The organism is Arthrobacter sp. YAF34, from assembly GCF_052113245.1.
Classification (GTDB): Bacteria; Actinomycetota; Actinomycetes; order Actinomycetales; family Micrococcaceae; genus Arthrobacter.
Map to the genome: position 1 here is coordinate 1 of NZ_JBFRCV010000001.1, position 12638 is coordinate 12638.

A 12638-nucleotide genomic window follows, 5' to 3' on the forward strand; every position below is an offset into this window, starting at 1 on the left:
CTACAAGAACGCCTACGACTCCAGCGACCACCGCACACAGGCCCTCACCGGCTGGCTAGACTTCTACAACCACCGCCGCAACCACAGCGCACTCGGAGGACGAGCACCCATCAGCAGATGTAACCAACCTGCTGGCTGAGTACAGCTAGTCGCTGACATTCCGTAAGGACGAGTGTGGACCGGAGCCCCACGCGGCTTACAAATGAACTGGCCGGAGCTGTCCGGGGGGCCCGGCCGGTCCCACGCAGGGAACGCTCATCGGAAAGCCTGCACGTTCCATTCCCGGATCTCGCTTGGGTGGACGACGGACTCGGTGACGAAAGGATCGTGCGCCAGGAACTCCTCCGCCCGGTTCCTGCTCTCGAAAACTGCCATGGCGCCGTTGGCCACGGGATCGTCGAAGGTCCCGATGGCCAGCAGGCCGCCGTCCTGGGCGAATTGTTCCACGTAGGCGTGATGGCGCCGGTAGACCTCGCTCAGACGCGAGGGATCTTTGGTTGCGTAGAAGACCACGAATTCCATAGTGCCGACATTAGTTCCTCCACGAGCTCCGCTGGGGGAGAGGCCGTCCATGGAGTCGGCCGGCCAGTGCCAGCCAGGACTCCATGTCGTCGGCGATGACGGTGAGCCATTCCTTCATCGGGTGGCCCTTTCCGGCATCGAAGGGCGTGCCGGCGCCGGACCCAATCAGGGTGGCGACGCGGTGATGCGGCAGTTTCACGACCAGCTTGCCGCCGGAGATCATGGCGAAAATCGAGCCGTTGACCTTCAGCGCGGACGAACCGAACCCGCGCCGGCCGGGTTCGCCCGGGACGGTGACGCCAGGGCTGGCGGCGAATTCCTCAGCGGCTGTTGATGGTGCGGCGATCGCCTGCCCGGGCCCGTCGGCGGATAACGAAATGTCCGGGCGGATGGGTTCGAGGCCGGTCGGTTTCCCGCGTGCCGGGCCGGTGGCATACTGGCACGAATCGTTGAAGGCGACCCAGTGGGAGGACCCGTTGACCGAAATGCCGCAGCTGAACTTGTCCGGAATCGTCCTGGATGCCCCCGATGCGCGGGAGCTCGCGGCCTTCTACCGGCGGCTGCTGGGCTGGGCCGTTGATCAGGACGAGCCGGAGTGGGTGACGCTAGTTTCTCCGAGCGGGGGCGCGGGTCTGTCCTTCCAGAGCAACAGCGCCTACGTTCGTCCGGTCTGGCCCGCACCGCCCGGGGCTCAACAACCGATGATGCATCTGGATATCGCCGTCGAGGACCTGGACGCGGCCACCGCCCACGCTAAGGCGGCTGGCGCCGTGCTGGCCGACTATCAGCCGCAGGACGATGTGCGGGTGCATTTGGACCCGGCCGGACACCCCTTCTGCTTGTACTTGGCCAGCTAACCGGGCCGACGCGCGGGTCCTGAGGCGGGCACATTCCCAGGTGGAGATTGATGTCGTCACTTGGCGTCTGGACGCTCCAGCTCGGCGACGTCAGCGCTCCAACGGCACTGAAACCCGGACCACGAACCGGCAGCGCCGGGCGGCGGCTGTCTGAGGCGATAAGGTGGTGGAATTCTCCGATGGAAGCTGCGAAAGGTCGACGTGACTGCTGAACTACCTGTTCTGGCCGAGGGTGATTTCTACTATGAGGTGCTGGGCGGCGGGCGCTTTCGCTCCACCATCCATGCCCAGGGCGCGTGGAACGAGCACGAGCAGCACATGGCCCCGGCGTCCGGCATCATGGCCGACGCCCTGGCCCGGCACGAGCCGCGCGAGGACATGCGCATGGCCCGGCTCAGCTACGAAATCCTTGGCCTGATCCCGGGCGGGGAATTCGAGGTGGTGACCTCCACGCTGCGCCCCGGCCGGACCATCGAGCTGGTGCAGGCCGAACTCACCGCCGGCGACCGCACGGCGATCCGCGCCACCGCGTGGCGGATGATCACCTCGGACACCTCCGCGATCGCGGCCTTCGAGGATCCGCGGATCCCGGCTCCGGAAGACTGCGAACCCTACGATGCCGCGAGCGTCTGGCCGGGCGGCTACATCGCGTCCCTGCAGATGCGCATTGCCGAGGGCCACCGGGCGGGCTCGGGAACTGTGTGGCTCCACACCGGCTATCCGCTGACCGACCGGGCAGACAGCGGCGACCTCGCCCGGCTGATCGGCCTCGTGGACACGGCCAACGGCATTGCCGCCCGGGTCCCGCCGGGCAAGGGCAGCTACGCCTTCCCCAACCTGGACCTGCAGATCCACATGTACCGGCAGCCGGAGGGGGAGTGGCTGGGGCTGGACAACGAGGTCTCGTTCGGCACGGACGGGATCGGACTTACCTCGACGGTGCTGCATGACCTCACGGGCCCGTTCGGCCGGGCGGAACAGATCCTGACCCTGCGGAAGTCCTAGCCCCGGGCCAGGCCCCAGTGCTAGTGGAAGACGAGCCAGCCGGCCAGCGTGGCCAGGGCCGTCAACGCCGCGCCCCAGAGGATGTCGACAACAATCAGTTGCCACGGCCAGGTCTTGAGCGTGGCCGCGTTGGTGAGGTCGTAGGTGGCGTAGGCAAAGGTGCCCAGGGCGGCACCGTAACCGACGGCGCTGAGCCAGCTGCCGCCGTCGAGCGCCGGCGTCAGCGCGAAGAACACGATCCCGGCAATGTAGATCACGTAGAACACCACCGCGTACCCTAGATTGGGCTTGTCGGCTAGGAGATCACCGATCTGGCGGCGGTAGAACGGGTTCATCGTCTTGAGCCAGATGGCGTCGATGACGGCGAAGGCGGCGGCTACGACGAGGAATTGCAGAATGACCATAAGGGAGCATAACAACATGCCGCAGGCGCCAGCCGGACCCCGGACACTGACGGTGGTGCGGCAGAAGGAATCCCTGGGCGCCGCGGCCGACCTCGACTTCGCGCTCGAACTCCTCCAGAAGGTCAAGACGGGTTCGCTGGGGCCCATGCTCAGGCTCTACCGGCCGGTTCCCACCGTTGCCTTCGGGCAGCGCGACACCCACCTGCCCGGCTTTGAAGCTGCTGCCGCCGCCTGTCGGGAACTGGGCTTCGAGCCACTGGTCCGCAAGGCCGGCGGCCGCGCCGCGGCCTACCACCAGGGAACGCTGGTCATCGATCACCTGGAACCGGACACGGACGCGATCGCCGGGGCCAAGGGACGGTTTTCGCGCTTTGGCGAACTGCTCGCCCGGGCACTGCGCGACGCAGGCGTGGATGCCGGCGTCGGCGAGATCCCGGGGGAATACTGCCCCGGCGAATTCAGCGTCCACGGCAGGGACCCCCGGGTCCCGGAACACCTCGTCAAGCTGGTGGGCACCGCCCAGCGGGTGGTCGCAGGCGGCTGGCTCTTCAGCTCCGTGATCGTGGTGGAGAACTCGGCCCCGATCCGTGCGGTCCTGGAAGCCAGTTACGCCGCGCTCGGCCTCGAATGGGACCCGGCGACGGCGGGCGCCGCCGGCGACCTCGTGCCGGGCCTCGGCGTCGATGCCGTCGAGGCGGCCGTGCTCGCCGCCTACGGCCGCTACGCCTCGGTCAGCGACGCGGAGTTTTCCAGCCTGCGCTAGGCGCGCCCGTCCGGCCGATCACGGCGTTGCGCCGCCCCGGCCAGGCGGCCGCCCGCGCCGCGGGAGCGGCCGGGTCCTGAATATGTGGAAGGCTGGAAGCATGACTGTGAACCTTTCGTTCGAGCCGCCGTGCGGCCCGATCACCGGCTGGCGCGACGGCGCCGTCGTGCGCGCCACCGGCATTCCGTACGCTGCAGCGGACCGGTTTCAACCCCCGGCACCTGTAGCCGCCTGGTCCGAAGTCCTCACGGCAACGTCCCTCTCTCCGGCGTGCCCGCAGGCTCCGGTGCCCTTCCTGGACGACGTGCTGGGCACCCGGTACGGCGAACTTCCCGGCAGCGAGGATTGCCAGCGGCTTTCCATCACCATGCCGGCTGACCTCGACGACGGTGAGCGGCTGCCGGTGATGGTCTGGCTGCACGGCGGGTCCTACACGTCCGGGTCCGGGGATCTGGCCATCTTCGATCCGTCCGTGCTGGTTGCTGAAACCCGCGTGATCGTTGTCTCGGTGACGTACCGGCTGGGCCTCTTCGGATACCTGTCCACCAGCACTGGCCGGCCCGCCAATCTGGGCCTGCTGGACCAGATCGAGGCGTTCCGGTGGGTGCAGCGCAACATTGCATCCTTTGGCGGCGACCCGGGCCGGGTCACCGCATTCGGGCAATCCGCAGGGGGCGACGCCGTCGCGCACCTCATGGCAACGCCGGACGCGGCGTCGCTCTTCCAGCGGGCCATCATCCAAAGCGCGCCCCTGGGTATTACCCGTGGCCGGGAAAAGATGAACGCCGTCATGGGAGCCGCAGCGGAGTCCATCACGGACGCCACCCCGGCGATGGACGTCGTCGCCGCCGAAGAGGACGTTGCGCGGGCCGCGAGGAAATTCGGCCTGATGGCCGCCATGCCGTTCGGGATCCAGTACGGGCATTCACCCGTGCCCAAGGAGTCCGAGCTTGACGAAGCCTGGAACGCTGCTGCGCCGGGCATCGACATCCTGATCGGCCATACGGCGGAGGAAGCCCGGCTGTTTCTGCCGCGAAGCCCGCACCTGGCCCGCGTGGCGAGGATTCCGGTGGTCGGCAGCGCCGTTCTCAAGGCAGTCTCCTGGGTGGTCACGGAGATGGTGTACGGGAAAGCGGCCAGGGCGTTCGCCAAGCGGCATGTTCGAGCGGGCGGCCGGGCCCACAGCTACGTGCTGTCGTGGGGGGCGCCCGGCAACCATTACGGCGCCGCGCACACGATTGACCTGCCGCTGCTGTTCGGCCACCGGCAGACGTGGGAGGCTGCCGGGCTGCTTGCGGGCGCCACCTGGGACGACATCAATGCCCACGGCCGGGCGATGCGGGCCCTCTGGGCACGGTTCGCCTACGGGGAAAGCCTCGGCGCCCGGGGAGAGATTGCCGGAGCTCTCCGGTACCGCTCGGTCTGAGCCGGCTCGTATCTGGTGAACTCTCTGGGTCGGGCCGGGAACTCACCGCAGGATCGTGGTGGAGGTCCCATACTGTGTAACGTGCGGCGAGCCGTTCAGGATGTTCTGAGGCTATGATCGCCACGCCGGGGTACGAGCGGAGAATTTCGGCAAGCATGCCGCGTCCATCAGGGCCCAGGTCGAAGTCAATGTGGTTCAACAGCAGCAGAGGTGGCTCACCCAGCATTGCCCGCGCGAGCTGTAGTCGGGCACGGTCGGGCATAGTCAGTGGTTCACCGCCTCTCTTAAGAACAGTGTTCTCAGCCAGGGGCAGGGCCGCCACCCGGGCTGCCAGACCAACCCTGGACAGGGCCTCGTGGGCCAACTCAGGTGTCAGGTCAGGGCGCCGGTATCGGACGGCACGGGCAATCGTTCCACGCTCTATGACGGCGCCCTTGGCTGCGTAGCCCGCGAGCCGCCGTCGCTGCGTTCCCTTGGCTGAACTCAGGTCGCGACCGTCAACCAGGGTGTGCGCGCCAGCATCGGAGCGCAGGGCCAGCAGCATTTCAAAGACGTCGGTGGCTTCGTCCGGGTCGACGGATGCGAGGATGACGCGTTCGCCCGGTCGGGCGTTGAGCTCGGGCAAGCGGCGGTTCCCGTCCATACGGAACGCCGGCACACGCAGGAGAAAGTCCCCTTCCTGCTTAGCCAGATCCTGCTCCCCGCTCCGGGCCTCTACACCCTGACTTTCGTGCCCTGCGGAGCGAGCCGGTGCCGCAGGTAGGAGAGCCGGTCCGAGCATTCGACTGGCAGTATTGAACGATTGGCGGTATTCCGCCACGCGCCCGAGGTCGTGCACGTGGCTGGCAAGCATCCCGAGGACGGTGAGCACGGCCGCGATCGTGGCTGTTCGGATCGAGAGGAGGGATCCGGTTGCGGCCACGGCCACTGCCGTGACCGTTCCCGTGATCGCCGCGGAAGCACGGATGTAGCCTCCGACCCTGGCTTTCTCGATGGAGGCCGCTGCCACGTCCGCGCCCAGACGTTCGATGTTCTGCACCTCGCGGCGTTCGCCGCCTGCTGCCCGGATGGTAGTTGCGGCAGCGAGTGTATCTGATACCCGGGCAGCCAAGCGGCCGCGTTTGCTGCGCAGTGTCTTGGCCCGGGCATACGCTGGCCGGGAAAGCAGAGCGAGGACCGCGGCGAGGATGCACAGGGGGAGGGCGACAGCCAGGGCCAGCGGCGGAGAGAGAAACCAGAGGGCAACGGTAGTGCCGGTAATCATGGGGATCCCGACCGCCAGCGGTGCTATGCCCATAGCCACCCAGTTCCTGACACTGCTCAGATCGTTGGTGATCCTGGCGATGGTGATGCCGACGGACGTAGTGGCCCCGACCGCGAGGGCGGCTGCCATCAGGTCCCGGCGGAGCTCCTGCACATAGTTCTGACTTAGCTTTTCGGCCATCACGCGCTCTGCAACCCTCCCGCCGCCCACAGCGGCCGCCACTGCCAGGAGAGTGGTCACCGTCAACACGCGGGTCTGATTGTCGGCGCTGAGGAGGTGCGCCATCAGGTAGGCGCCCGCGACGGACAGGCCTGCAAGCGCCAGTCCCGTGCCTACAAGCGAGCACATCAGCCTTCGGCGCCGCCCCACCATTAACTTCGGCAGCCGCGGGCCACCGGCACTGTGCTCGGGCCGCTTCATTGCGATGCAGCAACGGGATCCGGGGCGGTCAGCGGGAGGAGCAGACTCAATGCTACGGCGGGCTCGCACAGGGATGATGTGGATACCACGGGAACGTCAGAGGCGGCCGCGAATTCACGGGCGGCCAGCGGGGAAGACGTCAACACGCCGGACACGGCAGCGACGTCCATGTTCGCGGACCGAATCGCCTGCAGCCCCGCGATGGCTCCCAGGGCGTCAGTGGCGGCAAAGATTACCCGGTCCACGACGGTCCGGAACAGGGGGTCCAGGAGCAGACGCCGGGTCTCCTCCTGGTAAACGCCGTCGGCGATCTCGATGACCGCCACGTCTGTGGCAGGGCCGGTCAGAGCGGCAACGAGGCTCGAAAACATGCCCCGGACCCGTCCGTGGTCCAGCTGGAACGTGGTGGAGAATCCGAAATCGGTGAAATCCAGCACTTGTACTGCGCCGGCGTCGGTAAACATTCCCGGATCGTTGCCGGACCCGGTGCCCGTGACTTTTCCTGCTGCGACGACCAGGCCGGCCCGGGTCAATCCCTTGACCAGGCAACTGAGCGCTGTCGACTTTCCCGAGTTCATGGACGTTCCCAGTACGGCCACGACGTGAGGACGGCCTGTCGTGGCGGGTTCGGGGGCAGCGTGTGTTTCGGCTGCGTCCCAAGAGTGCGGGGCCAGGTGGGCAAGGTTTAGCACGCCCTCGTGGTCAGCGAGCAGACCGACAGGAGCCAACTGCGTCGGCTGGCCCATTAGTGCATGTTGGTCCGTCACCAGCCCTGCTACTCCGCCGGCTGCGATTAGGTGGCAGGAACCCAGATTATCGGGAACCTGTGCCAGGAACTGGTCCGGGGCGTACCTGTGCCCGTAAGCCACCAGGACTTCGTCACCCACATACAGGGCCTGACGGCGCGAACCGGGGCTTTCGAGCCGGGGATGCTGGCCGAGACGAAGGACCCTGGCCAGTACGATGTCGCCTGATCCGGGTCTGACGCCGTCGCCGTGCCTCAGGAAGTATCCGTCGCGTGACTGCTCGAGTCGTTGAGCCAGGAAGCGGGTCGTGTAGGCCTTCTTCGCGAGAGAGAGGCGTGGTGGCGCCAATGACGCCGTCAGAACCCTTCCGCGGTCCGCCGTCTGGTCCGGGAGGAGGCTGACACCAGGGAGATCACCGGTTAGGGACATGATCATTCTCCGATCCTGTGGTTGTCTTCTTCTCCTCTCAGCGTCTTCTCCCTCACGTAAGAAGACGCTGAGAGGAGCGGCTCCCATTGCATCCGGACGGTTCTGCCCCAATCCTTGAACCATGAAGCGGATCAGGCCCGCTCCGGCTATTCGGGGAGGGGCAGGGAAGCGGGCGATACGGTGGCCGTCTTTCCGGCCGCGAGGACTACGCCAGCAATCGACGCTGGCGGCGGCGGCCGTTGTCGCGGCCACGCTGCTGATCGGCGCGCTCCTGCTGCTGGTGACCCTTGAGTCCGCACTGATTGCAGCGACAGATGGCCTCCTGCGCACCAAGGTCCAGGACGTTTCCGCCCTGATTATCAACCAAGACATTGACGAGGCCAATCAGGCGGTCAAGGACGCAGCCCGAAAAGACCCGAAGGTCCAGATCCTGAATGCATCCGGGATGGTCATCGGCGCGTCCGAACCGTCGCTTTTACGAGCACCGATCACTACCATGAGGCCCCCGCCGGGTCAGAGCGAAACTGAGCGGGTCACCGACCCCGCGTTGCTGGGCAACGGCGCGGAGCACTACGTTGTAATCCTCGGGCTCCGGGACGGCGGCGACGCTTACTGGGTTCTCGCGGCACAGACCATTCAGCCGCAGTCGGAGACCGTCCGCGCCGTCGCGTTCTTCCTGGCGGTGGCGTTGCCCATAGTCCTGGCCGTAGTGGGAGCATCTGTTCACTTCCTCGTCGGACGATCCCTCCGCCAGGTGGACATGATTCGGGAACAGGTAAGCCGCATCGATGCGCGCAGGCTAAACGAGAGGGTCCACGTTCCCCGGACCCACGACGAACTCGAAACCATGGCAGTCACAATGAATTCGATGCTGGACCGGATTGAATCCTCTGATCAGAAGCAGCGGCAGTTTGTTTCGGACGCCAGCCATGAGTTGCGCGGCCCTCTCACTAGCCTGCGCGCGGGTCTGGAAATCGTCGGCGCGGACTCGTCGGGGTCTTCGTGGGCGTCTCTCCAGCCCATACTCTCCGCCGAAATGCACCGGCTCCAGCGCTTGGTGGATGACCTGCTGGCCTTGGCCAAAGCGGATGACGAGGGCATCTCGCTTCACTCCCAAGACGTTGATCTCGACGATGTCCTGGCCGTGGAGTTGCGCCGGCTCCATGCCGTGAGTAAACACCAGATCGTGGGCAACCTTGTCCCGGTCAAGACTGTAGGTGACCCGGGCCGGCTCGGCCAGGCCTTTCGTAACGTGCTGGACAACGCAGAACGACATGCCAAAAGCACCGTTGTTACGTCGATGTCGGTGGCGGATCAGGAGATCGTGGTCACCGTTGACAACGACGGGCCGCCGGTCCCCGAAGCAGACAGGGAGAAAATATTTGAGCGTTTCGTCCGGTTGGATGAAAGTCGCTCCCGTCGCAGGGGCGGAAGCGGACTTGGTCTGGCGATCGCCCGGGGGATAGTTCATGCGCACAAAGGCCTGTTGACTTCGACCGAGACGCCCGCTGGATGGTGCCGTTTCGAGTTCCGGTTTCCCCTGACGGCTTCGGCCGCCTAGTCAGCGTCCAGCACGTACCCCGTTCCACGTACCGTTCTGACCGTGCTGAGGCCGAACGGCACATCAATCTTGCGGCGAAGATAGCCGATATAGACCTCCACCACGTTGTGCCCGCCGTTGAATACGGGGTCCCAGACGTTGTCCAGGATTTCAGCTTTGGACAGAACTTCGCCGGGCCTGCGCATGAGAAAGGTAAGCAGAGCGAATTCGCGCGGCGACAAGCTGATCGCACGCCCGTCGCGGGTCACTTGGTGCCGCACGGGGTCGAGCCTGAGCGAGCCTACGGTGATGGCAACCGGCCGTGGGGGTGCGCCGCGTCGAATGAGTGACCTCAGCCTTGCGACCAGGACCGGAAAGCTGAACGGTTTGGACAGATAGTCGTCGGCACCGAGATCAAACGCGTCCGTTTGATCATAGTCACCGTCCTTGGCGGTCAACATGAGCACCGGAGTCCAGATCTGCCGCTCGCGCATCTGCTGTAGAACCGCGTAGCCATGCATGCCCGGAAGCATGACGTCCAGAACAACGACGTCGTATTCGTGTTCCGTGGCCGCCCAGAGGCCGCTGATACCGTCCCCGACGACCTCAACGACAAAGCCTTCCGCCGCCAGCCCGCGCCGAATGGTCTCTGCCTGCAACGACTCGTCCTCGACCAGCAGGACCCGCATCCACCACACCCTTCCACGTTTACGCGTCCATCGGGATCAGGTCCCCGCGCTCAGCAGCGAACTGGCCCCCGCGGGCGTGCCGCCCTAATACGTATGGATCATTACCAGCAACCGCTGGCGGAACTACTTCTGCACGGACTCCTCTTGGTGGAACGACCAGCCGACGGACGCCGTCACGAACGGCAACGTCACCGCCGCACGGGCCGCCTGCGGCATCGCGCCTGCCTACACACTGCGATTGTGTCCCCGACGCGGCCCCTCGTCAACGCACTGCCGAAAGATCGCGCAGCGCACGCCCACTGCGCCTACCTCGCCGCGGCGCACCTATATCAACACCGCGGCGAGCACCCACAGGACTGCCACGACGCCGAGGAGGATCACCGGGCGGTTCCAGGTGCTGGTCACTGTGCCGTTGGAGGGAGCGAGGTCGGCGGCGCGGGCGTCCTGCCATGCCTTGGCGATCTCGTCCCGGCCCGTGGTCACCACCTCGGGCTGACGGATGCGTTCATTGCTTGGGAGCATGCCCTGCGGCCGGCTCTTCAGATCGCTGACGTGCTCAAAACCGGAACCGAAACTGCCGGGCGGGGTAGGCGCGCCCCAGCTCAGGTACTTCTTGCCGACGGCCCGGACTGTCACGGCAAAGCGGACCTCGACGTCCTCGACCGTATCAAACGGAATCCTGTGGTCACGGAGCCCGTTGACCAGCTCAAACCCGTCGCCCTCAACCCGCAGGCACGGCCGCCACTGGGTCGCGTAGACGACCCACGACGCCAGCGCCAGCCAGGGGGCGGCGTCCGCCACGGCCCCGGGTTCGCCGCTGGCCGCCAGCCAGTACAGGGTGCCGGCAGCACCGACCCATACGGTCGCCGCGACGGGCCGGCCCGACGCCGAGCGGTGCGTTCTGGCTCGCCGCGCGGACCGCTGGGGGGACGCTGAGCTGTCCGCCGGCGGCTGCTGCACGTTCTCTTCTGACGCTTTCAATGGTCCCCCTCCATCGCCCGAGTCGTCGTCGGGATGAGAGAAATGTATCGCACAGCGTGTCTGAGGCACGACGGTCTGAGTTGCGCCGGTCGTTGCGCCCGCCTGTCCTTGCGCCCGCCTGTCCTTGCGCCCGCCGTGGCGGCGATCAGGGAGGCGTCCGGCGTGATCGCTTGCGGTGGCGGGGGAGTCAGGCTCGGTCTGCTGCTGCTGCTGCTGCTGCGTCGCGTCCGGCCTGGGTGCTCGCGAAAATGTCCGGCTTCGGCACCGGGGCCCCGCGCTGCACCGCTTCGATCCACTCGTCAGTTGACAGGACAGCGGCGAAGCGCGACTGCAGGACCACGAGCACTGCGGTGTGCAGTTCCTCGGCTCCAAGGGATCCGGCGCGGTTGGACATGGCCAGGGTGCCGGTGGCGTCGGAGAGGAACTCGACCTTCAGTCCACGGTGCGATGCGTCCCGGGCCGTCGATTCATCGCAGTTCTGCGTCATGTACCCGGCGATCGCGACCGTGTCGACGTCGTGGTCAACGAGCCAGCCGGCGAGATCCGTGCCGGCGAAGCAGGAGGGAAGGGTCTTCTCGATCAGGTGGTCGTGGCCACGGCTGCTGACGACAGGATGCAGGTCGAATCCGTGGCTGCCGCGGGCGAAAATCGGTGAGCCTTCCGGTGCGACCTGCTGAACTGCGATGACGGGTATGCCTGCTTCCGCGGCGGCATCCATGGCTTTGCCGATGTTGGCCAGGCTTACGTCGGGGTGCGGGAAGCCGATGGGCAGATTTCCGGAGATGTATTCGTTTTGCACATCGATGACGAGAAGGGCGCGGTTCACTGGACTCCTTGCCTGGGCGTAGTCGAGCGGGCGAGGGGCCCGGCGATGCGATCCTAGTCGCCTTTCCGGGATCCCGACAGCGGCAGCCGTCCATCTGCGCCGCTCGCACCGCCGCAGTGTCAGCAGCCAGGTTCCGCACCGGGCAGGCCGCGGTCTGTGCTACTGGGGTGGATGGGGGACTCGCGCAGGTCAAGGCTGAAACCCGGATGCGTGGGAAAGTCACCAACACAATCGGCCGTGAAGCCGAGAGCCTCGTAAAAGCCGACGGCTAAGGGGGTTGCCTGCCAGTCCAGGATCATTGGCTGTGGCCGCGTCCGCGACCAGTCGAAGATGAATTCCATGAGGGCCCTGCCCGTGCCGCCCAGGCGTGTGCCGGGATCGACAAAGACGTCGTGAACCCGGCCTGTGGTGAAGGTAGCCCGCAGGCCGGGCCCAAAGTCCTGGGCCAGGCCATAGCCCACCAGCCCTCCGCGTGCTTGTGCCACCGGGAAGCACCATGCGGCGTCGGCCAGGAACTGAGCGAAACGGGTTTGGAAAGCCTCCGGCGGAACTTCCTGTGCAGCCGGGGTGAACGAAATAGACAACCGACGCACCTCGGCCGCGTCCTCCGGCCTCGCGGCGCGCACCACCAGACCCTCGAGCGTCACGGGCCGCTCCTCCCTCCGAGCCGTGTGCCAATATGCGGTCAATAGTGCATCCCGCTGCCCTCATAACGTCCAACCACGCCGCATAGGGATCGTTAGCTTCCGCTGCCGGACCACTTTCG

General features: G+C 66.3%; 15 protein-coding genes. 6 read left to right on the plus strand and 9 right to left on the minus strand.

Features of this window, described 5'->3' with window-relative positions; translation table 11 throughout:
- Positions 1-139 (plus strand): integrase core domain-containing protein (locus tag AB4Y72_RS00005; protein WP_441424568.1); only part of this gene is annotated, 139 nt, incomplete at its 5' end.
- A gap of 116 nt (positions 140-255) precedes the next feature.
- Here the strand turns inward: AB4Y72_RS00005 and AB4Y72_RS00010 are convergent.
- Positions 256-522 (minus strand): YciI family protein, encoded by a 267-nt coding sequence (locus AB4Y72_RS00010; RefSeq protein ID WP_441424127.1) that lies wholly within the window; start codon positions 520-522, stop codon positions 256-258.
- A gap of 10 nt (positions 523-532) precedes the next feature.
- The gene (locus AB4Y72_RS00015) at positions 533-745 is read right to left on the minus strand and encodes a hypothetical protein (protein ID WP_441424128.1); all 213 of its coding nucleotides are present in this window, start codon (positions 743-745) and stop codon (positions 533-535) included.
- Between AB4Y72_RS00015 and AB4Y72_RS00020 the strand changes: the two genes are divergently transcribed.
- A complete protein-coding gene (locus tag AB4Y72_RS00020) occupies positions 744-1379 on the plus strand; it encodes a VOC family protein (RefSeq protein WP_441424129.1) in 636 nt (211 codons plus the stop codon). The genes AB4Y72_RS00015 and AB4Y72_RS00020 overlap by 2 nt on opposite strands.
- 201 nt (positions 1380-1580) lie before the next feature.
- Positions 1581-2384 carry a thioesterase family protein gene (locus AB4Y72_RS00025; protein WP_441424130.1) on the plus strand — a complete coding sequence of 268 codons (804 nt, stop codon included), beginning with the start codon at positions 1581-1583 and terminating at the stop codon, positions 2382-2384.
- Between the two features lie 20 nt (positions 2385-2404).
- Here AB4Y72_RS00025 and AB4Y72_RS00030 read toward each other — a convergent pair whose 3' ends face one another.
- Entirely contained in the window at positions 2405-2788 is a 384-nt protein-coding gene (locus AB4Y72_RS00030; RefSeq protein ID WP_441424131.1) for a DUF2177 family protein, read from the minus strand.
- Between the two features lie 16 nt (positions 2789-2804).
- On the opposite strand from AB4Y72_RS00030, the gene AB4Y72_RS00035 reads away from it, so the two are divergent.
- Together AB4Y72_RS00035 and AB4Y72_RS00040 are read left to right on the plus strand one after the other, a co-directional pair.
- Complete coding sequence (locus AB4Y72_RS00035; protein ID WP_441424132.1) at positions 2805-3551, plus strand: lipoate--protein ligase family protein; 747 nt, start codon at positions 2805-2807, stop codon at positions 3549-3551.
- Between the two features lie 100 nt (positions 3552-3651).
- Positions 3652-4977 (plus strand): carboxylesterase family protein, encoded by a 1326-nt coding sequence (locus AB4Y72_RS00040; protein WP_441424133.1) that lies wholly within the window; start codon positions 3652-3654, stop codon positions 4975-4977.
- On the opposite strand, the gene AB4Y72_RS00045 is transcribed toward AB4Y72_RS00040, so the two are convergent.
- Positions 4868-6589, minus strand: coding sequence for an ABC transporter transmembrane domain-containing protein (locus AB4Y72_RS00045; protein ID WP_441424134.1), 1722 nt, complete (start codon positions 6587-6589; stop codon positions 4868-4870). The genes AB4Y72_RS00040 and AB4Y72_RS00045 overlap by 110 nt on opposite strands.
- A gap of 68 nt (positions 6590-6657) precedes the next feature.
- Positions 6658-7842, minus strand: a complete 1185-nt coding sequence (locus AB4Y72_RS00050; protein ID WP_441424135.1) for a DUF1611 domain-containing protein — start codon at positions 7840-7842, stop codon at positions 6658-6660.
- 115 nt (positions 7843-7957) lie between these two features.
- On the opposite strand from AB4Y72_RS00050, the gene AB4Y72_RS00055 reads away from it, so the two are divergent.
- Positions 7958-9397 (plus strand): sensor histidine kinase, encoded by a 1440-nt coding sequence (locus AB4Y72_RS00055; protein WP_441424136.1) that lies wholly within the window; start codon positions 7958-7960, stop codon positions 9395-9397.
- On the opposite strand, the gene AB4Y72_RS00060 is transcribed toward AB4Y72_RS00055, so the two are convergent.
- From AB4Y72_RS00060 to AB4Y72_RS00075, 4 genes are all read right to left on the minus strand, one after another.
- On the minus strand, positions 9394-10065 hold the full coding sequence (locus tag AB4Y72_RS00060) for a response regulator transcription factor (RefSeq protein ID WP_441424137.1): 672 nt from the start codon (positions 10063-10065) through the stop codon (positions 9394-9396). The genes AB4Y72_RS00055 and AB4Y72_RS00060 overlap by 4 nt on opposite strands.
- Before the next feature lie 324 nt (positions 10066-10389).
- Entirely contained in the window at positions 10390-11046 is a 657-nt protein-coding gene (locus AB4Y72_RS00065) for a hypothetical protein (RefSeq protein WP_441424138.1), read from the minus strand.
- A 187-nt stretch (positions 11047-11233) separates the two neighbouring features.
- Positions 11234-11872 carry a cysteine hydrolase family protein gene (locus tag AB4Y72_RS00070; protein ID WP_441424139.1) on the minus strand — a complete coding sequence of 213 codons (639 nt, stop codon included), beginning with the start codon at positions 11870-11872 and terminating at the stop codon, positions 11234-11236.
- A 119-nt stretch (positions 11873-11991) separates the two neighbouring features.
- A complete protein-coding gene (locus tag AB4Y72_RS00075) occupies positions 11992-12519 on the minus strand; it encodes a GNAT family N-acetyltransferase (RefSeq protein ID WP_441424140.1) in 528 nt (175 codons plus the stop codon).
- Positions 12520-12638: the final 119 nt, after the last annotated feature.